This is a genomic window from Gilliamella sp. LMG 34359, assembly GCF_984569085.1.
In genome coordinates this window covers 1,532,330-1,555,766 of record NZ_OZ474906.1, presented here as the reverse complement: position 1 = coordinate 1,555,766, position 23,437 = coordinate 1,532,330, and the positions used below count along the sequence as shown (strand labels likewise).

Below are 23,437 nucleotides of genomic sequence, written 5' to 3'. Positions count from 1 at the left end.
AAAGTGATAGTGCTGAGGATTTTTATGACAAAAAAGTATCTCTAATATGCTTATCAGCTTGCAAGTTCTAGATATATTTTAGATGTTCACTTGCGGGTATATAACATAACCATTACCGTTTGGAATTTGTAATTAGATTCAATACTTTATAGCCAAAGTGGTAACACTCTGTTTTTTTAAACTATTCTCCGGTTAAATCGCAACTCACAACTTAACCATTAAAAAGTCAAAAGTCATAAAGAAAAAAGATCATATGGACAACCATCTGCTTTTACCATCTTCATCTGCTCATCAATAGGTCTCATACTGGCTGAATCAGGAACTTTATCAAAGTTATCTTTTAAATAACGACATAATACCCCGATTTTCTTTTTCTCTTCCTCTGTTAATTCACTAATTAAATCGTCATGTTGAGTTAAAAAATAGCTATTATCTTTTTGAAGAATATAAAAACAATCAAGATTATTAAATAAACCCCAAGCATCTAGAACATCTTCCTTTAATGAACTTAAATATAATTTAAAATATTTGACCAGAAGTTGATAGGAATTTTCTCCCTTTTCAAGATTAGCCATCATTCCCATCCAATTAGTCATAGGACTATGATATCCTCGGTTCCATTCATTTGGCGAGAAATAGCTACCTTCACCTTTAAAAAAGGCACTAATTTCATTATTGTTTACAGCTCGTTCAAATTTACCCATTATGGTCACCTCTCCTTGGTAAAGTGATAGTGCTGAGGATTTTTATGACAAAAAACTATCCCTTAATATGCTTATCAGCTTGCAAATTCTTGATATATTTTAGATATTCACTTGCGGGTATATAACATAACCATTACCGTTTGGAATCTGTTGGTAGATTCCATACTTTATAGAAAAACGGTAGCCATCTGTTTTTTAAACTATTCTCCGGTTAAATCGGAACTTGTATACCTAATAATTAAAAAGAAAGAAAGTCATATGGACAATTCCGTTTTTTCAATACTTCTATCTGCTCATCAAAAAGCTTCATTTCAGCTATATCCTCTAATGGGAGTTTATCAAAATTTTCTCTTAAATAACGAAATAATACTCCGATTTTCTTTTTCTCTTCCGCAGTTAATTCATCGATTAAATCTTCATTTTGCGTTAAAAAATAGGAATTATCACTTCGAAGAAAATAATAACAAGCAATATTTCTAAATAAACTCCAAGCATCTAGAACATCTTCCTTAAGTGAACTTAAGTATAATCTAAAATATTTGACCAACAGTTGATAGGGATATTCTTGCTTTTTAAGATATCCCATCATTCCCATAAAATTATTTATAAAATTATGATTTCCCCTAATCATTTCCCATGGCGCAAAATAGTCACCTTCTCCTTTCAAATAGGCACTAATTTCATTATTTTTTACTGCTTGTTCAAAATCACCTTTCATGGGAACTCCTCCTTGGTAAAGTGATAGTACTGAGGATTTTTATGACAAAAAAGTATCTCTTAATATGCTTATCAGCTTGCAAGTTCTAGGTATATTTTAGATATTCACTTGCGGGTATAAAACATAAACATTACCGTTTGGAATCTGTTGATAGATTCCAAACGTTATAGTCAAAGCGGTAAAGTTCTGTTTTTTTTAAACTATTCTCCGGTTAAATCACAACTCACACCTTAATCATTAAAAAGAAAAAAGATCATATGGGCAACCATCTTCATACACAAATTTCATCTGATCATTAATTGGTCTCATATCAGCTGCACCGGGGACTTTATCAAAGTTCTCTCTTAAATAACGACATAATACCCCGATTTTCTTTTTCTCTTCCACAGTTAATTCATCGATTAAATCTTCGTTTTGCGTTAAAAAATAGGAATTATCACTTCGAAGAAAATAATAACAAGCAATATTTCTAAATAAACTCCAAGCATCTAGAGCACCTTCATTAAGTGAGCTTAAGTATAATTTAAAATATTTGACCAACTCTTGATAGGGATGTTTTTTTTTTTCAAGATAGAACATCATCCCCATTAAATTCATGATATAACTATGATATCCCATACACCCTTCCTCTGGCGAAAAATAGTCACCTTCACCTTTCAAATAGGCACTAACTTCATTATTATTTACTGCTTGTTCAAAATCGCCTTTCATTATAACTCCTCCCAGTTATCAAAGTATTTCAATAATTTTTCAAGGGAACCGTCATGTTTAATAGCCTCTGACCCTTCCCAAACGGCTTCTCTTCCCCCCCCTATAGTTTTGCCCCCCGGACGCCATAGATCATTCGCCCCGACTTCATTACCCGTTGGCATTCCAAACTTATATTGACCATTTTTAGGATCAAGACGAATGTAAACTATTCGCGCGCCTTCAAGCTTCGCTCTATCTAATCCTAATCGTTCGCTCAATATTAGCCTATCCTTACCCGCTGTTTGGTATTCGGCAATGATTTTTTCCATATCGGAGCTTAATGCCACAAACTTTAGTGGTGGAAAATTAGTGAATCCCAATCTAAAATCATCAATAAGCCACTTGTCAAGCACAATAAAACCGGCACCTTCTTGTTTAAATAACTCCAGATGTGCATCTACATAACCGTCCGGTAAGTATTCACGGGGATTAGTCGGTCGATTATTTTTACCTAACTTAGTAATTTTTTCATATAGTTCTCTGGATATTGGAACACCATTATATTCAGTGGTATCGGTCTTTACACCACTCTTCGGCAGGCTACTAAACCCAAGCGGATCTATCCAATTGACCGGATTCTGGCAGTATTGATAAAAATTGAGACCACCAATCAGCTTTATCGGGTCTTGGGTTATATACCGCCCGACAAAGGGGTCGTAGTAACGATTTAGGTTGTAGTGTAGGCCTGTCTCTTCATCGTAATATTGTCCCTGAAAGCGCAGCGGGTTATCAGGGATAGCACGATTGCCAACTTCATGGTAGGTTTCATCAATAATTTGCCCATAGCCATTATACTGGCATTCATATAATGTTTCACCAAATCCATCGGTTAACCCTATCGGCGTGCCGAGTTGGTCGTTTTGGTACCAGTAGAGTTGGGTTTTGCCTTGTTGGGCATTGCCCTGTACTAACGCCAGTGGCCGGAAGGAGTCCTGCTCATAGAGGTAACTTTGCCAGTGCTTGTCATTGTCGGTTTCGGCAATCAGTTTATGACCTTGCCAGATAAATTCCGTGGTTTTGCCATTAACCGTTTTACTGGTACGGCGGTTAAACGGGTCATAGCTGTAGGTAATGGTCTGACCACTGGGTTTAATCACCTTGATTAGACGATGTCGGCAATCATACTCATAATGCGTCACCAGACTTTGGTTTTTACCGCGCTTTTCAGTAATTAAATTACCAAAACGGTCATACTCAAAATGTTTATCACTAAAAAACAGTAGCCGATTGCCACGGTTCACTTTCGCTTCAAGCTGCGCTAAAGACTGTTTCTCACTGATTTTATTGCCGGTGGTATCATAACTAAACAGCTCTACTTTTTCCGCATGATGCTCTTCGCGATTCGCTTGGGGATAGCTGACAGTTTGCAGTTGACCTAACTTATCATAACGGTAATGGCGGGCTTGATTACCGTTGATTTGGGCAAGTTGACCATCAGGCTCATATTGGTATTGGTACTGCTGTTGCCAGACCGGCAGCGGGGTATCATTGAGTTCAACATCAAAACCACGGTAGATTTGGTGTGACGCCAGCTGGCCGAGTTCATCATAGTGATAACGGTTAATTAAGCCATTCCCCTGACGCCGCTCGCGCTCTCGTCCGGCTGAGTCATAAAACATGCCAATTAAGGATTGCCCCTCTAGCGTCATTCCTCGTAGCTGACCGTTACGGTGATGGTATTCCAACCACTGCCCATCGGGGAGTTTGGTAATTTATGTTCACTTGCGGGTCTAAAACATAAACATTACCGTTTGGAATTTGTTATTAGATTCAATACTTTATAGCCAAACCGGTAAAGTTCTGTTTTTTTTTAAACTATTCTCCGGTTAAATCGCAACTCACATCTCAATCATTAAAAAGAAAAAAGATCATATGGGCAACCTTTTTTAAGAGTAAATTCAAATTGTTTATCTATAGGATACATTTGTGCTGCACCCGGGACTTTATCAAAATTTTCTCTTAAATAGCGATATAATACCCCGATTTTCTTTTTCTCTTCCGCAGTCAATTGATCAATTAAATATTCATTTTGCGTTAGAAAATAGGAATTATCTTGTCGAAGAGTATAAAAACAAGCAATATTTCTAAATAAACTCCAAGCATCTAGAGGTTCTTCCTTAAGTGAACTTAAGTATAATTTAAAATATTTGACCAACTCTTGGTAGGGATGTTCTTGCTTTTTAAGATATCCCATCATTCCCATAAAGTTAATCATCTCATTATGATATCCCATACTAAATTCTTCAGGTGTAAAATACTCACCTTCACCGTTTAAATAGGCAGTAATTTCATTATTGTTTATTGCATGTTCAAAATCACCCTTCATTATAACTCCTCCCATTTTTCAAAGTATTTTAATAATTTTTTAATCGAACCATTATGTATAATTTTCTCCGATCCCCTTAAAATGGCTTCTCTAATACCACCACTGGTCCAACCGCCCGGCAACCATTTGTCATTGGCACCAACTTCTTTACCGGTGGACATTCCAAACTTAAAGCGAATATCGTTTGGTTTAATATGAACGACATATATTCGCGCGCCTTCAAGATCCTTTGCATCCAATCCTAATCGTTTAATCAATACTTGCTTATCGTTACCGGCTGCTCGGTATTCGGCAAGGATTTTTTCCATATCCGATTTTAAAGCCACAAACTTATTTGCTGGAAAAGTAGTGAATCCCTTTTCAAGATCATTCATAAGCCATTTATCAATCACAATAAAACTAGCACCTTCTTGCTCAAATAAAGCCAGATGTGCATCTACATATTCTTTTGACAAGTATTCAAGGACATTAGCTGGTCGTTGATCTTTTTCTAACCCCGCTATTCTCTCAAATTCTTCATCGCTCATTGAAGTTCTATTACGGGTGCCACCACACCCCGGTATATTTTTAAACCCAAGCGGATCTACCCAATTGACCGGATTCTGGCAGTATTGATAAAAATTGAGACCACCAATCAGCTTTATCGGGTCTTGGGTTATATACCGCCCGACAAAGGGGTCGTAGTAACGATTTAGGTTGTAGTGTAGACCTGTCTCTTCATCGTAATATTGTCCCTGAAAGCGCAGCGGGTTATCAGGAATAGCACGATTGCCAACTTCATGGTAGGTTTCATCAATAATTTGCCCATAGCCATTATACTGGCATTCATATAATGTTTCACCAAATCCATCCGTTAACCCTATTGGGGTACCAAGTTGGTCGTTTTGGTACCAGTAGAGTTGGGTTTTGCCTTGTTGGGCATGGCCTTGTACTAACGCCAGTGGCCGGAAGGAGTCCTGCTCATAGAGGTAACTTTGCCAGTGCTTGTCATTGTCGGTTTCGGCAATCAGTTTATGACCTTGCCAGATAAATTCCGTGGTTTTGCCATTAACCGTTTTACTGGTTCGGCGGTTAAACGGGTCATAGCTGTAGGTAATGGTTTGACCACTGGGTTTAATCACCTTGATTAGACGATGTCGGCAATCATACTCATAATGCGTCACCAGACTTTGGTTTTTACCACGCTTTTCGGTAATTAAATTACCAAAACGGTCATACTCAAAATGTTTATCACTAAAAAACAGTAGCCGATTGCCACGGTTCACTTTCGCTTCAAGCTGCGCTAAAGATTGTTTCTCACTGATTTTATTGCCGGTGGTATCATAACTAAACAGCTCTACTTTTTCCGCATGATGCTCTTCGCGATTCGCTTGGGGATAGCTAACCGTTTGCAGTTGACCTAACTTATCATAACGGTAATGGCGGGCTTGATTACCGTTGATTTGGGCAAGCTGACCATCAGGCTCATATTGGTACTGCTGTTGCCAGACCGGCAGCGGGGTATCATTGAGTTCAACATCAAAACCACGGTAGATTTGGTGTGACGCGAGCTGGCCGAGTTCATCATAGTGATAACGGTTAATTAAGCCATTACCCTGACGCCGCTCGCGCTCTCGTCCGGCTGAGTCATAAAACATGCCAATTAGGGATTGACCCTCTAGCGTCATTCCTCGTAGCTGACCGTTACGGTGATGGTATTCCAACCACTGCCCATCGGGGAGTTTGGTAACTTATGTTGGCTGCGGGTATAAAACATAAACATTACCGTTTGGAATGTGTTGATAGATTCCATACTTTACAGCAAAACCGGTAACGCTATAATTTTTTTAAACTATTCTCCAGTTAAATCGCAACTCACACCTTAATCATTAAAAAGAAAAAAGATCATATGGGCAACCATTTTTACGAGTAAAGTTAAATTGTATGTCTAAAGGGTTCATATTTTCTGCATCCGGGACTTTATCAAAGTTATCTCTTAAATAACGATATAATACTCCTATTTTCTTTCTCTCTTCCGCGGTTAATTCATCAATTAAATCTTCATGTTGAGTTAAAAAAAAGTAGGAATTATCTTTTCTGAGATGATAATAACATTCTATATTTTCAAATAAACTCCAAGCGTCTTCAACATTTTCCTCAAGTGAACTTAAGTATAATCTAAAATATTTGATCAACAGTTGATGCGGATATTCTTGCTTTTTAAGATATCCCATCATTCCCAAAAAATTAGTCATATAACTCTGATATCCTCGGCTCCATTCATTTGCCGCAAAATAGTCACCTTCACCTTTCAAATAGGCACTAATTTCATTATTGTTTACTGCTTGTTCAAAATCACCTTTCATGGGAACTCCTTCTATTGAAGATTTTTATGACAAAAAAGTATCCCTTAATATGCTTATCAGCTTGCAAGTTCTAGGTTTATTTTAGATGTTCACTTGCGGGTATAGAACATAACCATTACCGTTTGGAATCTGTTGATAGATTCCAAGCGTTATAGCCAAACCGGTAACACTCTGTTTTTTTTTAAACTATTCTCCGGTTAAATCGCAACTCACAACTTAACCATTAAAAAGTCAAAAGATTATATGGACAACCATATTTAATTTCCATTTTCATTTGTTTTTCAATAGGGTACATTTGTGCTGAACCCGGAACTTTATCAAAGTTATCTCTTAAATAACGACATAATACCCCGATTTTCTTTTTCTCTTCCGCGGTTAATTCATCCATTAAATCTTCATTTTGCGTTAAAAAATAGCTATTATCTTTTCGAAGAGTATAATAACAACCAAGATTATTAAATAAACCCCAGGCATCTAGAGGATCTTCCTTAAGTGAACTTAAGTATAATCTAAAATATTTAACCAACAGTTGATAGGGATGTTCTTGCTTTTCAAGATACCCCAACATTCCCGTAAAATTAATGATATGACTATGATATCCCATATTACCTTCCTCTGGGGCAAAATAGTCACCTTCACCGTTTAAATAGGCAGTAATTTCATTATTATTTACTGCTTCGTCAAAATAACCCTTCATTATAACTCCTCCCATTTTTCAAAGTATTTTAATAATTTTTCAATCGAGCCATTATGTATAATTTTCTCCGACCCTCTTAAAATGGCTTCTCTAATACCACCACTGGTCCAACCGCCCGGCAACCACTTGCTATTGGCTCCGACTTCTTTACCGGTGGACATTCCAAACTTAAAGCGAATATCGTCTGGTTTAATATGAACGACATATATTCGCGCGCCTTTAAGATCCTTTGCATCCAATCCTAATCGTTTAATCAATACTTGCCTATCGTTACCGGCAGCTCGGTATTCAGCAAGGATTTTTTCCATATCTGATCTTAAAGCTACAAACTTATCTGGTGCTAAAGTTTTGTGTCCCCTTTTAAGATCATTAATAAGCCATCTGTCAATCACAATAAAACTGGCACCTTCTTGCTCAAATAAGGCCAGATGTGCATCTACATATTCTTTTGACAAGTATTCAAGGACATTAGCTGGTCGTTGATCTTTTTCTAACCCAGCAATTTCCCTAGCTTTTTTCTCGTTTAATGGAGGTCGATTTTGTTTGCCACACCCCGGTATATTTTTAAACCCAAGCGGGTCAATCCAATTGACCGGATTCTGACAGTATTGATAAAAATTGAGACCACCAATCAGCTTTATTGGGTCTTGGGTTATATACCGCCCGACAAAGGGGTCGTAGTAACGATTTAGGTTGTAGTGTAGACCTGTCTCTTCATCGTAATATTGTCCCTGAAAACGCAGCGGGTTATCAGGAATAGCTCGATTGCCAACTTCATGGTAGGTTTCATCAATAATTTGCCCATAGCCATTATACTGGCATTCATATAATGTTTCACCAAATCCATCGGTTAACCCTATCGGCGTGCCGAGTTGGTCGTTTTGGTACCAGTAGAGTTGGGTTTTGCCTTGTTGGGCATTGCCCTGTACTAACGCCAATGGCCGGAAGGAGTCCTGCTCATAGAGGTAACTTTGCCAGTGCTTGTCATTGTCGGTTTCGGCAATCAGTTTATGACCTTGCCAGATAAATTCCGTGGTTTTGCCATTAACCGTTTTACTGGTACGGCGGTTAAACGGGTCATAGCTGTAGGTAATGGTCTGACCACTGGGTTTAATCACCTTGATTAGACGATGTCGGCAATCATACTCATAATGCGTCACCAGACTTTGGTTTTTACCGCGCTTTTCGGCAATTAAATTACCAAAACGGTCATACTCAAAATGTTTATCACTAAAAAACAGTAGCCGATTGCCACGGTTCACTTTCGCTTCAAGTTGTGCTAAAGATTGTTTCTCACTGATTTTATTGCCGGTGCTATCATAACTAAACAGCTCTACTTTTTCCGCATGATGCTCTTCGCGATTCGCTTGCGGATAGCTGACCGTTTGCAGTTGACCTAACTTATCATAACGGTAATGGCGGGCTTGATGACCGTTGATTTGGGCAAGCTGACCATCGGGCTCATATTGGTACTGCTGTTGCCAGACCGGCAGCGGGGTATCATTGAGTTCAACATCAAAACCACGGTAGATTTGGTGTGACGCCAGCTGGCCGAGTTCATCATAGTGATAACGGTTAATTAAGCCATTACCCTGACGCCGCTCACGCTCTCGTCCGGCTGAGTCATAAAACATGCCGATTAAGGATTGCCCCTCTAGCGTCATTCCTCGTAGCTGACCGTTACGGTGATGGTATTCCAACCACTGCCCATCGGGGAGTTTGGTGCCGTCGAGCAAACCACTGGTTTTATCATAACGGTGACGAATCGTTGCCCAGTTTTGATGTTCCGCCGTCATCTGACCATCAAGATTATATTCCCAAACCAGTATATTTTGACCGTCTTTAACTTTAATCAACTGACCATATGCATCATATTCATACTGCTCAATAACGCCGTCAGCAAAAATTCGCCGAACCAAGCGACCCGTGATATCACGCTGGTACTGTGTCACCAAAGGCTCCGCATCCGGCGTGTTACCATATTCCCTTTTTTCGATAATACGCCCGGCGTTGTCATAATGATAGGTGGTTCTAATGCCATCAAAGCCTATCTCTTCACTTAGCTGCCCGGTCGGGGTATAGTTTAAGTGATACACTTCACCTTTTTGGTTCTCAATCTCACTCATCTGTACGTGAACATTGTCATAGCGAAATTTGAGCCGCTCACCATTAGGTAAGCGTTTTTCCGTTACTAAGTGCAGCGGTGAGGCATACTCATATTCCGTCACCTTGCCCGATTCATCCTTAAACCAAGTCACTTTGCCATAAGCATTATAGCGATATTCCCGCGTAGTCTTGTTCGGGTAGGTCAGTTGGGTAACTTGCCCCAAACTGTCATAGGTGTAGCTTATCGTCTGGTTTTGCCCATCACTGATGGCCGTTATTCGCCCTTGGGCATCATAGGTATAATACTCAATGCGGCCATCCGGATAGGTGGTTTGTGTTCGTTGACCGGCATCATCCCATGCTTGAGTTAATTTAGTACCATCCGGGTAGATAATCGCAATACACTGTCCATCTTCATTGTACTGATATTGCGTCTTTTTCCCTTCTGGCGTAATTTCTTCTATGCGGTCTCCATAACCATTGTAGCGAAACTTCCAATTGCGGTTGCCTTGTATAATCTCACTGATTTGCTCATCCCACCAGTAATAGTAGGTCGATTGCCCGTCGGGGGTGTTAACTTCAGTCAGATTATTAAATTCATTATAGACATAATGGGTCTGACCGCCGAGCGCATCGGTTTTTACGGTCATTTGACCGTTGTCATTATACTCGTAGGTGGTCGTGTCACCATTGGCATTGGTTTCACTAATGAGTTTACCTTGTTGATTATGAATGTAGATTAAGGTCGTGCCATCTGACTGGTAAACGGTCGATTTACGCTGCTGGGTATCCCATTCGTAACGACTTTCAATACCATTAAAGTTGGTGATTTGACGATGACAAACCGCCGATTTCCCTTCACCTTGCCACTGCCAGCTAAATATCGCGCCTCCCGCCAGTTGACGCTGAACAATAAGATGCCCTTCCCCATAACGATAATGCTCGGTTTGATTTAATGCATTACTTGCCGCTATCAGCTCTTGCTGTTCATTGTACTGATAATGCATAATTGGGCGTAGCAGTTGCCATTCCTGTATTGCTGACTGGCGAGTAAACTCACTTACCTCAGTGATAAGTGAAGGGGTTTGCGCTGAGTAAGTCAGTGCTATCCGCTTTAAGCCACCAGCCAGCTCAAGGGCTATCAGTTTACCCTCTGTATCGTAAATCACGGTATGCTCATGACCATATTTATCACTGATAGCCACCAGTTTGGCTGTGCTGGCGGTAGCCGAGTCTCGCTTAAAGTGATAAATACCAAACTCACTGCTAACCAGATAGTGATTCGGTTTTCGACCTAAATAGAGTGCCGCTTCGGATAATAAGTTGACAATCGCCGGCGCTGACTCGGTAGGTTGTGGGAAGCTAATAAGATTGTTTTCGTGGTTTTGCCAAATAACGCGGTCATCCGCGGTAAAGGTTAACGTATGGCAAAGGCTATGACTCCAACCATAACCCAGACCACAATTGAACTCCACCGCACTGGTTCGGTAAAGCCGCTGCCAAACAAAAGGGAACTGGCTAAATAGGGTATCATCAACTAAGGTTAATAGCTCTTCACCGGTTAACATTGATACCGGATCGAGGTTTTTTCTATGTTCTTTTCCTGTTGTATTTTTTTTTCCATTTTGCGTTTTTGGCGGGGTATTTTTTATATTTTTATTGTTGTTTAATGTAAGGATGTTTTCATCTTTGCCAGCATTCGTCACTACGTTAACTGATTTCTTACTTTCATTTTTAACAACCGTTTTTAATCCGGTCGCTTCAGCTGTTGTACCGCCTACCTTTGTCACTGAAGTTTTTAGCTGTTTTTTATTAAAAAACTGGATAAAACGTTCAGGAAGCGAACCAATTATTTCCGCAGTAGTTGCTTTTGCAACCGAAGTTTTGGTTGATATAAAACTCTTGCCTTTTTCCAGTAAATTAGCGGTGGTTCGACTGATTGTTGAAGAAGAGGTTCGTAAAACGCTTGCAGCAATAGGGATAGCTTTTCCCATTACATAGCATTCGGCAAAAAACTGCGCCACATCAACGGCAAAATCAAAAAAATCTTTACCCAATAAATAAGCTTTATCTTTTGGCGACTGTATTTCATACCAATACTCAAGGGCGGCCGTGATAATATACAGATATACTTCATCTTGAACAAAAAAATAGACGTCTTTTATTTCGTTTTCTGTTTTGGGGGGTTCTGATGGCTCTTGAGTTTGGAATAATGACTGACACGATTCCAATAATTTCTTACCGGCAGCTTGCGCAAGAAATGGATTTGTTGGGGTAAGTAGTGAAGCATATATTGCCCCGTGGTCAATCATGAAATCCCATCCATCGATGACGGACTCTATACTTTCACCGGTTTTTTCTACCGCGCGATCCGCAACCCCCTCAAAAAAATCACCACCGACTGCCGTTGCTAATGGGATTTCCTCTGATATGGGATTATCGTAAATTCGTTGAGTGGCTTCAGCCATAGCTTTATCAAAGATTTGCCACCGTTGCTCATGGACATTGTCCCATTCGGATTCTAAAAATTCAGATAAATGTTGAATAATACGTTTATAACCATTTAGCCACTCATCAACTTGTTGTTGATTTGTAAAGGGGTCCATACGAATATAATAACGCTTGCCGGGTTGACAGCCATCAATAACTGCCCGGCCGTTATCATCCAATTCAAATGGGATTGCATTTTCTTCATCGGGAAAATATTCAGTATGGGACATGTTATTTGCGCCCCATTTATTCGGAACGATTTTGGCTAATTGTGGTATAAGTTGCCCTTTCAAGTTACCGACTTTAATAAATCGTTTACCGTCAGGCTGTTGGGCTGCCTCTACAGGGGCATCGGAAAATACAGAGGTTGAGAGTTCAAATCCATATTGAATAATAATCTGTTTATTTAAAGGACACTGCGCGGTTACTCCATTTTTATCCTTATATTCTTCTTGTGGATATCTCCAGGGGGTAAGCCCCTTCCTATTTCCTCCGCCCTTTCTTCCATGGTTTTACTGAGCTTATCATTTAATGCTAATATTTGAATGCTGCTTGCCACACCACTTTCTTGTAACTTCTTTTTATATTTAGCGTGAGCAGAGTAGTCGATATCGTCTAAAATACGAGAGAAACGCGCTAAGACAGACTGTAAAACTTCTTGTTTTCGATTCTTTTTATCCATATTTTACATCCCTGTGAGGTATTGTGTTTTTATAATGTGTATTTAATTAGCTGTTGAACCGCTTTACTTACGCCGTTTTCACCCTTTTCAATAACAAGATGCGATAATAGATGTACTAGCTTTTTATGTATAATCTCCTCATCAAATTGAAAATAGTAAGTTGGATACTCTTCCTGCAAACATTGAATAATATTACCAATTAAAGGCGTCTTATTTTTTTGTGATAGATAATCGATAAGTTCAGCCGGCACTTGCCACCAAGGGGAAACTTGCGCCTCTGCCTGTAGTGGAACAAAAACAGTAAAAGGTTCACCATTGATCCAGTAAAAGGCAAACGCCGGTAATACCTCAGCCCAACTATCGGCCATAAAACGGATTTGTTCAGCCAAATAGGTACCATCCCAGTAGCGAAAAAAGACCGTTTCACCATCCGGCATAATCACTTGGGTTAAACTGCGCAGATGAGCACAAATCGATTCAAAGGGCAAATGTGAACGTGCCAACCACCCCCAATTCTGATATTCAGTTTGGCTGACCCAATTTAAAAACGGACTATTTTCATCAAGTTGGACAATCATTGGCATCACACTATGCCAATTAGTATAGGGCGTACCGGTATAAAGCCCATAAGGAGTTTGCGAGCCATCAGTCACATAATAGTTTTTCACTGACTGCGCATCACTGACATTCGATAACACAGCGTAAAGCGGCATCTTTGCCGTGGCTGTTATTTGACTCCAGTCTGATAGTGCAAGCTTAGTCATCTTGACCTCTTAATCAACACCGATAACTGATAATGTCATTGACTTGATTATAGGTGCTTTAACTGCATAAGGCAATTATATGATTGGTTTAATAACGGATAAAATTTAAGCTAATTCATCGCATAAATATTGAACAATAAATGCAAATGTAGCTGTTTGAGGATATCAAACGTCACCCTCTAGGATAATACCGTTGCTGAAGCGACATTTAAGACAATAAAAACTGAATTTATCAAAAATAAGATATTCACCAATACGAATGAACTACGACAACGTTTTTCTGCTTATGCATATTGGTAAAACAACAATCGGCGGCATTCATCATTAGGTTATTTGACGCCGATGGCATTTAATAAACAGTTACCCCTTAATTTTGTTGTATGAAAAAGTATAGACATTCCACATCATTCCAATAAAATTAAGTATCTCATTATAATATCCCATATTACCTTCCTCCGGCGAAAAATAGTCACCTTCACCTTTAAAAAAGAGAATAATTTCATTATTGTTTACGGCTCGTTCAAATTTACCTATTAGCGTCACCTCTCCTTGGTAAAGTGATATTGGTTATACAAAACCTATCACTTACTTTTTACAAACGACATTTGCATAAGAAGAGTTATACATAGAACCAATCAACCTAAAAGAATAACTAACAACATAACCATCATGGCAATGAACAACGAATCCCCATTGAGAATCAGTTTTATTGATTTCTTTAGTCCAATAACGACCGGAAAAAGTTGCTGTATCAATAGGATCTTCTCGCCAATTTGAATCAGGATAACTATTTTTAGTCGCCCATCCCCATTCTCCAAATACTGAATCACCTATTTTTCTTGTATAACTATTACTAATATGGTCTGCACTGGTTAGATTATAATAGTCATAGGATCGTGGTGAATTAGAAAGATCTGCCATAGTTAACATATTATCTTGTCCATTACAAATTTGTACTGCTTGATCATAAGTATATTTACCATTGTGGGGAACAACCCACATCCTGGTTACATCAAAGGTATATTGATGGACAATATTATTATCTCTAATTAGTTTCGCATTTATTGTAACGGCACCTGTGGGTTTATCATTTAGCGTAATATAACCTTGATCATCTACACTTACATTACCGCCAGGATTAACGGGGATAGAAAACTCATAATCCGTTTGGGCACCGGTCATCACTAATTGAAATTTGGCGCCAGAAAAACCTGTAGTTGGAAATATTTTGCCTGATGATGCGGCCGGATTGGCTTTATATCCCCAATTAGGTACATAATCAACAGAGTAACCTCCACCATTATTTGGATTGGGTTGGGAAAAATTAGGATCATTCCAATTATAACCATCCGCAGAATTAATCCCGACCCATTGATAGCCTGATTTGGATTCTGTTGAATAAGGTTTGGCATAGCATAACTTAGATTTTGATGCGATTTTGTATAATTTAGTTATCGCTACTGCCTCACTTTCATTTGGGTTACCATATTCAGAATAAGTTTTTACTGAGGTTGTTATTGTCAACGTTAACGGCATCGCATAACCACTTCCACAACCAATTATGTTCAGTTTATCGCTATCAGCAATTCTTATCCCATTATTATCAAACCACTGGTAAATCGTCTGGCCAACGGCAAATGGTTGGCTATGACTTATACTATCTCCTTCGGCATCATCATAATTAGACGAATTATCTAAATCATTGGCGGTATAGTTTTTGATAATAAAATCGCTTAATTTAGTAAAACCATCAAATTCATTGATATTTGTATCACTTAAATTATGAGTGCTTGAACTGTAAAAAACACCATTTAAGATAAAGCCATGTTTTTTGGCGGCTGCTGTTATATCGACAACTTTCGGTTTACTACCAACAATGATATTTATGGTATGTGCTGTAAGTGCATGACTTTTTTGACTGACCGTTAAAATACATAACGTCAATAAAAGTAGAATGATTGGTTTATTACTAAAATTAATCGAATTTAAATGATGAGTTAGGCAGGTTTGGTGTTTGGTGTTTGGTGTTTAAAATTATAATTCATAATGACAATCCTGTCAAGTAACTTAATGTTTTATATGATTTTTTAAGATGCGATGACTAAATATAAACCAGATTTTGTATTTAAAATCAGCGGGAAGTATAGTGATAAAAAAAAATCTAAGCAACTGCTTTTAAATTTTAATTTGTTAACTTTTGTAAATGTTATTATTAATTTAAAATTTTAAAGTATAGCTTTGAATCTTAGAGAATCGTTCCTCAACTTTTTTGTGGAAAATGACTGCCTACACGGCAGTAATCTGTTATTAAATTGTGCGCTGATGCGCTCAAGTTTTCTAAACTACCTACACGGCATTAATCTAGAACACGATATAATATAAACATAGTTTGCAAGAAGTAAAAGTGGATTTTTACTCATAAAAACCCTTTTTTTTGACAAATTTATATTTTATTGATTTTTAATAATTTTATTTTTAGTCAAAAAAAAGGGTTGGCAATAGCATGATGTTGGCTGAAAAAAACTTCCTCAACTTTTGGGAAAATTTGTTTAAAAAAGATTTCTTTTTGTTTTTTTGAGTGTACAATCAAAATCATCCACAAAAAGAGGTAACGTTATGTTATATAATAACAAATCCGGACAATCTCACCACGATAATCACGATCATTGTCATGGCGATTGTCATAATATTGCTCATAATCATTCCCACGATTCTCACCATTCTCAGGAAACTAGTCATAGCGCATGCTGTGATGGGCATGATCATAGCACATCACAAAAATGTGAGATTGAAGATCCCCCCGAAGACCCAGAGCGGAGTAGCCAAGGCGTTAAGTTAACTTGGAAAATTCAAGGTATGGATTGCGCTCATTGCGCCAGCAAAATCGAAAACGGTGTTAAAACACTGCCAAATATTAATCAAACCAAAATCATATTCTCAACCGAAAAATTAATCGTTTTTATTCCTAAGCATGATGATGCAGTAATCAAGATGATTGAAGATAAGGTTATAGAACTAGGCTATACGCCGATTTTTGAGTCGAGCCCGGCTCATCACCATGAACATTCGCATAGTTTTGATAAAAAGGCATTTATTCCATTAGCGGTTTTAGGTGTATTGATTGTGGTTAGTTATCTCATTTTGTTGGTGAATAAAACCGCAGGTGAATATGCATTTATTGTGACAGCTGTAGTTGGGATTATCCCAATTTTGAAAGAGGCTATTGTTTTAACCCGTAGTGGTACGCCGTTTGCGATTGAAACACTAATGAGTATTTCGGCAATGGGTGCGCTGTTTATTGGTGCGGCCGAAGAAGCCACCATGGTGATCTTTCTGTTTATGATAGGCGAGATGCTGGAAGGCTTTGCAACCAGTAAGGCGAAAAAAGGCATCTCATCACTAGCGGAATTAATGCCTGATGAGACGGTGATTATTATTGATGGTAAAAGGAAAACAGTTGCTAGTCATACCTTAAAACCAGATGATATTATCGAAATTTCATCCGGTGGTCGATTACCAGCTGATGTTATTTTGGTTAGCGAACAAGCCAGTATTGATGAAAGTGCGCTAACCGGTGAGTCCATTCCGGTTAATTATTTAAGTGGTGATAAAATTTTAGCTGGGTCGTTAGTAGTCGATAATACCATTCAACTTAAGGTGATTTCAAAATCGGGACAAAATGCTGTCGATCGTATTTTACAGCTGATTGAAGATGCCGAGGATCGTAAAGCGCCAATAGAGCGGTTTATCGATAAGTTTAGCCGTTATTATACGCCGGCGATTACATTATTTGCGTTTTTAGTGATCCTAATTCCACCATTGTTGACCGGCGCTGATTGGTATACTTGGATATATCGAGGGTTGACGTTGTTGTTAATTGGTTGTCCTTGTGCGTTAGTAATATCAACTCCAGCGGTGATTACCTCGGCCTTGTCTAGCGCGGCTAAATACGGGGTATTAATTAAGGGCGGTGCGGCACTCGAGCGTATTGGTTCAATTAAAATGTTGGCGTTTGATAAGACAGGAACATTAACCGAAGGTAAGCCACAAGTGACTGATGTCATTAATCGACACTGTTCTAACGAGGAGCTGTTAACGATTGTTGCGGCGGTTGAAAGCGGCTCACACCATCCTTTAGCTAAAGCATTAGTCGATTATGTTAAGCAAAAGCCGATCGAGTTTGCCGAAGCAAATAATCGTAAAGCAATTGCTGGTGTTGGGATACAAGGTGAATTAAATCAGCAAACCTATTTTGTTGTGTCGCCAAATAAGATCGAGACAGTGTCAACTGCGCTTAATGCCGAGGATGCTCATACGATTACTCAGCTTGAAGATGGTGGTAAGACGGTTGTAGTCGTTACCACCAGTCAACAGTTGCTGGGGATTATTGCTTTGCAAGATGTACTGCGTAATGATGCTTTACCGGCTATCACTGAACTTAAGCAACTTGGTTTGCAAACCTTGATGTTAACTGGCGATAATCAACGCGCCGCTAAAGCAATTGCCGGTCAATTAGGTATGGAGTATCGTGCTGAGCTATTGCCGGCAGATAAGTTAGCCAAAATCGAAGAGATTGGTCGGCAGACTCCGATTGCGATGATTGGTGATGGCATTAATGATTCCCCAGCAATGAAAGCCGCCACAGTCGGAATTGCCATGGGCAGCGGGACTGATGTTGCACTCGAAACGGCGGATGCGGCGTTGACTAAAAACAATTTGTTAAGTTTGCCAATGTTGATTCGCTTAACTCGCTTGGCTAATCGAAATATTAAGCAAAATATTACCATTGCTTTGGGAATTAAGTTGATATTTTTAATCACTAGTTTATTTGGCGTGACAGGGCTTTGGTTAGCGGTGTTAGCTGATTCTGGTACCACGGCAATCGTTACCGCTAATGCTTTGCGGTTATTGAGAATTAAAAAATAGGTACTAATTTTATCATGCCCCATTTATACTTAAATGGGGCAATTTTGTGACAGCGACTATTGACTATTTATTCATCACTCCTTAATGAAATTTCGCCACCGATAAACGCCTTGGTTTCGCTATTTTGTTCTAAAAGTAATGCACCCTGCTCATTGATACCTTTAGCAACACCGCGGATCACATTGTCACCAATTAATAATTTAACCGGGCGATTAACAAAATTGTCAAGTCGTTGCCAATCATTAAGAAATGGTGTTAGACCGTGTTGTTCAAAGTCACGAAGTTTGGTTTTGAGGTTTTTAGCTACCTTTGCTACCAGCAAATTGCGATCAACTTTACCTAAATTAGCCCATTTTTGGTTGACGATGTTGGGATCGGGGTTGGTCATCATTAAGTTGACCCCCACACCAATAACAACATGCGCGCAATCACCGGTTTTACCCGCAAGTTCGACTAATATGCCTGCAAGTTTTTGATCATCAAGATACAAATCATTAGGCCATTTAACTTTGATATCTTGACCAGAGATTTCCCGTAATGTATCAGCCATCACAATACCAACCACTAAACTTAGTCCCATAGCAGCTGCAATACCTTGATCAAGTCGCCAATACATCGAAAAGTAAAGATTACTGCCAAACGGTGCGAACCATTGTCGCCCTCGTCTACCTCGAGCTTTAGATTGAAACTCGGCTACACAACTGTCACCTGTTTGTAATTTTTCAATATTATTTAATAGATATTGGTTGGTCGAGTCGATGATCGGCAACACCTCTACATGACTATCCTCACCATAATTTTCGTCTATTTTGACTTTATCGAGTAAGTCAATTGGTGATGCTAAACAGTAACCTTTACCTTGTACGGATGATAAGGTGATGCCCCAATCTCGTAGTACTTTGATATATTTGTTGATGCCAGCACGGGTAATGCCAAATTGGTTGGCAAGTTCCTCACCTGAGTGAAACTGTCCATCAGCTAATATATTGATTAATTTCAATGGATTTTGGTTACTGCGCATTCAATCCTCACTTTTTGAGCAATAATAAAACAACAAAATAGAGTGAAATTATAGCAAAACTAATAAATAAGTAAGTATTGCTTAATGTGTCCATTATAAAAGCTATCACAGCCGGAGCAACTAGACTTCCGAGTGTATTGGTTAATAGCATGGCTTGGTTCATCGATACAATTTCTTGTTTGCGAACACATGAGCAAGCCCACGCCATGGAGATTGGATAAATGGTGTAAATGGTGGCACCAAGTAGAATAATGGCTAATACACCATAAACGTTGAATATCAGCAAGCCACAGGCGATCATCATGAAAATTGATTCAACTAACAATACAATACGGCGACCAAACCTATCTGCACACCAGTTAGCCGGCATTTGGGCAATCACACCAGAAAGTATTAGTAGTACCATCCAATTGGCAACTTGATTATCGGTATAACCTAAGTGAGAGTAGTAAGCAGGCATTAGTGAATAAAGTGATCCAATTAACATACCGGCAATGGCACAACCAATTAAGCCAACGCGAGAAGGTTTATACATTATCATTGGCATAATGTTGAAACTGCTTTTTTTCTTCTTCGGTAATTTGTAATGGGTTAACAATATAAATAAGATGGCTAATCCCATTAATACGGCAATCACTAAACCAAAATAGAGAACCTCTTGCGGAAAATATTGCAGCAATGCTTGTCCTAATACGGTACCTAAGTAGTAAGTAGTCAAATATACCGCAAGCATTTTTCCTCGAGTGCGTACTGTACCAGTGACTAAAATACAACTTTCAATCACCACCCAAGTGACAGCACAAGCGATCCCAATGAAAAATCGCCAGATAGCCCAGCTGTAAAAATCCATTGAGAAGCTTAAACCGATAGTCGCAATTGCAAAAATGATACAACTGTAGGTGTAAGTTAATCTGGCATTAAATCGGCTAATAAACCAATTTGCCATAATCGTGCCAAGCAAGTTACCTGCGAAATAGCTCGAGCCAACTAAGCCTATCTGCCCTAGCGAAAATTCTTCACGCACAAGCCAAAGTGGCACTTGGGTATTGAGTGCCGATAGAGCAATGGTAACAAATAGTAAACTCGTTAATAAAATAGGAAATGAATACGAATGTTTCATAAGTTTGTAAGTAATTTTGTTGTTTTTAGGACGTATTTATAAAAATTTATCCACGTCAATTTCACCTGTCGCTCCCATAAATCGAATTTCAGGCGATAGGTGCACCGAGAACTTTTGCAATACTGCATTGATGATATAACGCGCTAATGCGACAACATCTTGCGCGGTCGCATTATCTTTATTGACTAATACCAGAGCTTGTTGTTGATGGACTGCTGCACCACCAATTTGGTATCCTTTTAGACCACACTGATCAATTAACCAACCGGCAGCTAATTTTATTTGATCTGCTGTTTGTGGATATATAGGCATTGTTGGATATTTTTCAAGTAGTTTATCCGCAAGTTTTTTATCGACTATCGGATTTTTAAAGAAGCTTCCACCATTACCTAGTACATTAGGATCAGGCAATTTGCTTCGACGGATTTCACACACTTTATCAAAGATCATTTTAGGGGTGACGCTATTTGCATCAAAATTTCTTAATTCACCATAAGTTAGCACTGGATTCCACTGTTTTGGTAATTTGATACCAACATAGACAACGGCGTAATCATTGGCATATTTTTGTTTGAAGATGCTTTCACGATAGCCATATTGACCATCAGTGACAGTAATAATTTTACCGGTTGAAAATTCAAGTAATTCAACATAATCCGCGACTTTTTGAAATTCAACCCCATATGCACCAATATTTTGGATGGGTGCAGAACCAACACAACCGGGTATTAAAGCCAAGTTTTCAAGGCCAGGGATGTTCTGGTTAATAGTGTTAGCAACTAAATCATGCCAATATTCGCCGGCCCCCACTTTTAAATGCCAGTGAGTCGCGGTTTCGGTTATGGTTAATCCTTTAATTCGATTAACTATGATTGTACCAGCAAAATTTTCAGTAAATAATGTATTACTGCCTTGTCCAATAATTATAAAAGGTTGATTATCGAGATTGTTTTTCCAAACTTGCATTAGTTGTTCAACAGTTGTGACTGTTTCGACCCGGTTGGCATAAACATCTAGAGCAAATGTATTAGGAATTTTTGGGTTCATTAATGACTACCTTTTATAAAAAATACTTTTAAATTCGATTCAACCAATTTTATTTGACGCTTTTGATAGACATTCAGTATTTAGAATTAATCAATCAATGCGTTATCAATTTTTGATAAAACACTTTATTCAATTAAAGCTTATTTATTTGCTATCTTAACACAATGCAAAACGATCTTTTATGGATTAAACTATTTTTTTACTTATCTTGACTTTTTATTTATTGATAAAAATGTCAAAAGATTAGCCAAATAATCAATGAATATGAGTTAATCCCTTTTTTGTTTTTTTTTATCATGTATTATAGCTAACCAAACGATCTTTTTTATAAATTTAGTTATAATCTATTTTACTCAGCCTTATGGTAAACGTTATTATTATTTTATAAAATTCGAGAAATAAGTTATCGATCACGGTTTTAAATGAATTTATGCTTCAAGATGGTAGCTCTGTTTTATGGTAGTTGAGATTTAGAGGAAATTATGAAAAGAGTTTTTATTATGATCCTCGATTCCTTCGGGATCGGCGGTGCAGAAGATGCCAAAAAGTATGGCGATGAAGGTTCGGATACTTTAGGTCATATTGCCGAAGCTTGTGCTTTAGGTAAAGCAGATCATGGTCGACAAGGCCCATTAAAATTACCTAATTTAGGGAAATTAGGTTTGATTGAGGCCGCTTATGAATCTACAGGTGCATACCCTAAAGGAATGGCTACCGAAGGTGATGTAATTGGTGCTTATGGTTATGCCAGTGAAATTTCATCTGGTAAAGATACGCCATCTGGTCATTGGGAGATCGCTGGCGTTCCTGTGTTGTTTGATTGGGGTTATTTTACTAATACTACTAATAGCTTTCCTCAAGAATTATTAGATAAGATTGTTAAACGTGCTAATTTGCCGGGCTATCTCGGTGATTGCCATTCATCGGGGACTGTGATTCTTGATGAGCTTGGCCTTGAGCATATGGCTACGGGTAAACCTATTTTTTATACCTCTGCTGATTCAGTGTTTCAAATTGCCTGCCACGAAGAGACTTTTGGTCTAGATAAGCTTTATGAAGTTTGTGAAATTGCGCGTGATGAGCTTAATAAAGGCGATTATAATATCGGCCGCGTTATTGCTCGACCATTTTTAGGTAATAAACCGGGTGAATTTGTCCGTACCGGCAATCGTCATGATTTAGCTGTCGAACCACCAGCACCAACAATGATTAAAAAACTGGTTGATGAAAAACAAGGTACAGTAGTGTCAATTGGTAAAATTGCCGATATCTATGCTGAAGTGGGTATTACCAAAAAAGTTAAAGCAACAGGTATTGAAGCGTTATTTGATGCTTCATTAAAAGAAATCAAACAAGCGAAAGATAACACTATTGTGTTTACCAATTTTGTTGATTTTGACTCCTCTTATGGTCATCGACGTGACGTTGCAGGTTACGCAGCAGCGTTAGAATATTTTGATAAACGTTTGCCTGAGATGTTAGCGCTTATTGAACCGGGCGATCTTTTAATTATTAGCGCTGATCATGGTTGTGATCCAACTTGGTCTGGTACAGATCATACTCGTGAACATATTCCAGTTTTAGTTTACGGTGATAGCGTTCCGGTGGGATCACTTGGTCATCGTAAAACATTTGCTGATATCGGGCAAAGTGTTGCCGATTATTTTGATTTATCACCAATGGATTATGGCGAATCATTTATTAGCAAATAATGATTTGTTTTGTTGAGTTCGTTTTTTAG

The 23,437-nt window shown here is 38.5% G+C and carries 18 protein-coding genes; 2 read left to right on the top strand and 16 right to left on the bottom strand.

What is annotated here, in order from left to right; translation table 11 throughout:
• Positions 1 to 233 precede the first annotated feature (233 nt).
• The 13 genes from AC5LXV_RS07180 to AC5LXV_RS07120 all read right to left on the bottom strand — a co-directional run bounded on the left by AC5LXV_RS07180 (position 234) and on the right by AC5LXV_RS07120 (position 15,526).
• On the bottom strand, positions 234 to 704 hold the full coding sequence (locus AC5LXV_RS07180) for a hypothetical protein (protein WP_493467809.1): 471 nt from the start codon (positions 702 to 704) through the stop codon (positions 234 to 236).
• A gap of 238 nt (positions 705 to 942) precedes the next feature.
• Positions 943 to 1,422 carry a hypothetical protein gene (locus AC5LXV_RS07175; RefSeq protein WP_493467808.1) on the bottom strand — a complete coding sequence of 160 codons (480 nt, stop codon included), beginning with the start codon at positions 1,420 to 1,422 and terminating at the stop codon, positions 943 to 945.
• Between the two features lie 237 nt (positions 1,423 to 1,659).
• Entirely contained in the window at positions 1,660 to 2,133 is a 474-nt protein-coding gene (locus tag AC5LXV_RS07170) for a hypothetical protein (RefSeq protein WP_493467807.1), read from the bottom strand.
• Positions 2,133 to 3,857, bottom strand: coding sequence for an RHS repeat domain-containing protein (locus AC5LXV_RS07165; RefSeq protein WP_493467806.1), 1,725 nt, complete (start codon positions 3,855 to 3,857; stop codon positions 2,133 to 2,135). The genes AC5LXV_RS07170 and AC5LXV_RS07165 overlap by 1 nt, the downstream gene beginning before the upstream one ends.
• 167 nt (positions 3,858 to 4,024) lie before the next feature.
• The gene (locus AC5LXV_RS07160) at positions 4,025 to 4,498 is read right to left on the bottom strand and encodes a hypothetical protein (protein ID WP_493467805.1); all 474 of its coding nucleotides are present in this window, start codon (positions 4,496 to 4,498) and stop codon (positions 4,025 to 4,027) included.
• A complete protein-coding gene (locus AC5LXV_RS07155; protein WP_493467804.1) occupies positions 4,498 to 6,201 on the bottom strand; it encodes an RHS repeat domain-containing protein in 1,704 nt (567 codons plus the stop codon). The genes AC5LXV_RS07160 and AC5LXV_RS07155 overlap by 1 nt, the downstream gene beginning before the upstream one ends.
• Positions 6,202 to 6,366: 165 nt before the next feature.
• The gene (locus tag AC5LXV_RS07150) at positions 6,367 to 6,843 is read right to left on the bottom strand and encodes a hypothetical protein (RefSeq protein ID WP_493467803.1); all 477 of its coding nucleotides are present in this window, start codon (positions 6,841 to 6,843) and stop codon (positions 6,367 to 6,369) included.
• A 223-nt stretch (positions 6,844 to 7,066) separates the two neighbouring features.
• Entirely contained in the window at positions 7,067 to 7,540 is a 474-nt protein-coding gene (locus AC5LXV_RS07145; protein ID WP_493452988.1) for a hypothetical protein, read from the bottom strand.
• Complete coding sequence (locus AC5LXV_RS07140) at positions 7,540 to 12,429, bottom strand: RHS repeat-associated core domain-containing protein (RefSeq protein ID WP_493467802.1); 4,890 nt, start codon at positions 12,427 to 12,429, stop codon at positions 7,540 to 7,542. The genes AC5LXV_RS07145 and AC5LXV_RS07140 overlap by 1 nt, the downstream gene beginning before the upstream one ends.
• 131 nt (positions 12,430 to 12,560) lie before the next feature.
• Positions 12,561 to 12,818, bottom strand: coding sequence for a hypothetical protein (locus AC5LXV_RS07135; protein WP_493466187.1), 258 nt, complete (start codon positions 12,816 to 12,818; stop codon positions 12,561 to 12,563).
• A gap of 29 nt (positions 12,819 to 12,847) precedes the next feature.
• Entirely contained in the window at positions 12,848 to 13,582 is a 735-nt protein-coding gene (locus AC5LXV_RS07130) for a DUF4123 domain-containing protein (RefSeq protein ID WP_493467801.1), read from the bottom strand.
• Positions 13,583 to 13,942: 360 nt separating this feature from the next.
• Positions 13,943 to 14,125, bottom strand: a complete 183-nt coding sequence (locus tag AC5LXV_RS07125; protein WP_493467800.1) for a hypothetical protein — start codon at positions 14,123 to 14,125, stop codon at positions 13,943 to 13,945.
• Positions 14,126 to 14,167: 42 nt separating this feature from the next.
• Positions 14,168 to 15,526 (bottom strand): hypothetical protein, encoded by a 1,359-nt coding sequence (locus AC5LXV_RS07120; RefSeq protein WP_110434126.1) that lies wholly within the window; start codon positions 15,524 to 15,526, stop codon positions 14,168 to 14,170.
• Between the two features lie 672 nt (positions 15,527 to 16,198).
• Here AC5LXV_RS07120 and AC5LXV_RS07115 point away from each other — a divergent pair.
• The gene (locus AC5LXV_RS07115) at positions 16,199 to 18,508 is read left to right on the top strand and encodes a zinc/cadmium/mercury/lead-transporting ATPase (RefSeq protein ID WP_493467799.1); all 2,310 of its coding nucleotides are present in this window, start codon (positions 16,199 to 16,201) and stop codon (positions 18,506 to 18,508) included.
• Between the two features lie 67 nt (positions 18,509 to 18,575).
• Here the strand turns inward: AC5LXV_RS07115 and birA are convergent, their stop codons facing one another.
• The 3 genes from birA to murB are packed head-to-tail and all read right to left on the bottom strand — an operon-like array spanning position 18,576 to position 21,696.
• Positions 18,576 to 19,529: a bifunctional biotin--[acetyl-CoA-carboxylase] ligase/biotin operon repressor BirA gene (gene birA, locus AC5LXV_RS07110; RefSeq protein WP_493467798.1), complete on the bottom strand. Its 954-nt coding sequence runs from the start codon at positions 19,527 to 19,529 to the stop codon at positions 18,576 to 18,578.
• 7 nt (positions 19,530 to 19,536) lie between these two features.
• Positions 19,537 to 20,649, bottom strand: coding sequence for an MFS transporter (locus tag AC5LXV_RS07105; RefSeq protein ID WP_493467797.1), 1,113 nt, complete (start codon positions 20,647 to 20,649; stop codon positions 19,537 to 19,539).
• A gap of 36 nt (positions 20,650 to 20,685) precedes the next feature.
• On the bottom strand, positions 20,686 to 21,696 hold the full coding sequence (gene murB / locus AC5LXV_RS07100; RefSeq protein ID WP_493467796.1) for a UDP-N-acetylmuramate dehydrogenase: 1,011 nt from the start codon (positions 21,694 to 21,696) through the stop codon (positions 20,686 to 20,688).
• 482 nt (positions 21,697 to 22,178) lie between these two features.
• Here murB and AC5LXV_RS07095 point away from each other — a divergent pair, with 482 nt between their 5' ends.
• The gene (locus AC5LXV_RS07095; protein ID WP_493446209.1) at positions 22,179 to 23,408 is read left to right on the top strand and encodes a phosphopentomutase; all 1,230 of its coding nucleotides are present in this window, start codon (positions 22,179 to 22,181) and stop codon (positions 23,406 to 23,408) included.
• The last annotated feature ends 29 nt before the right edge of the window (positions 23,409 to 23,437 follow it).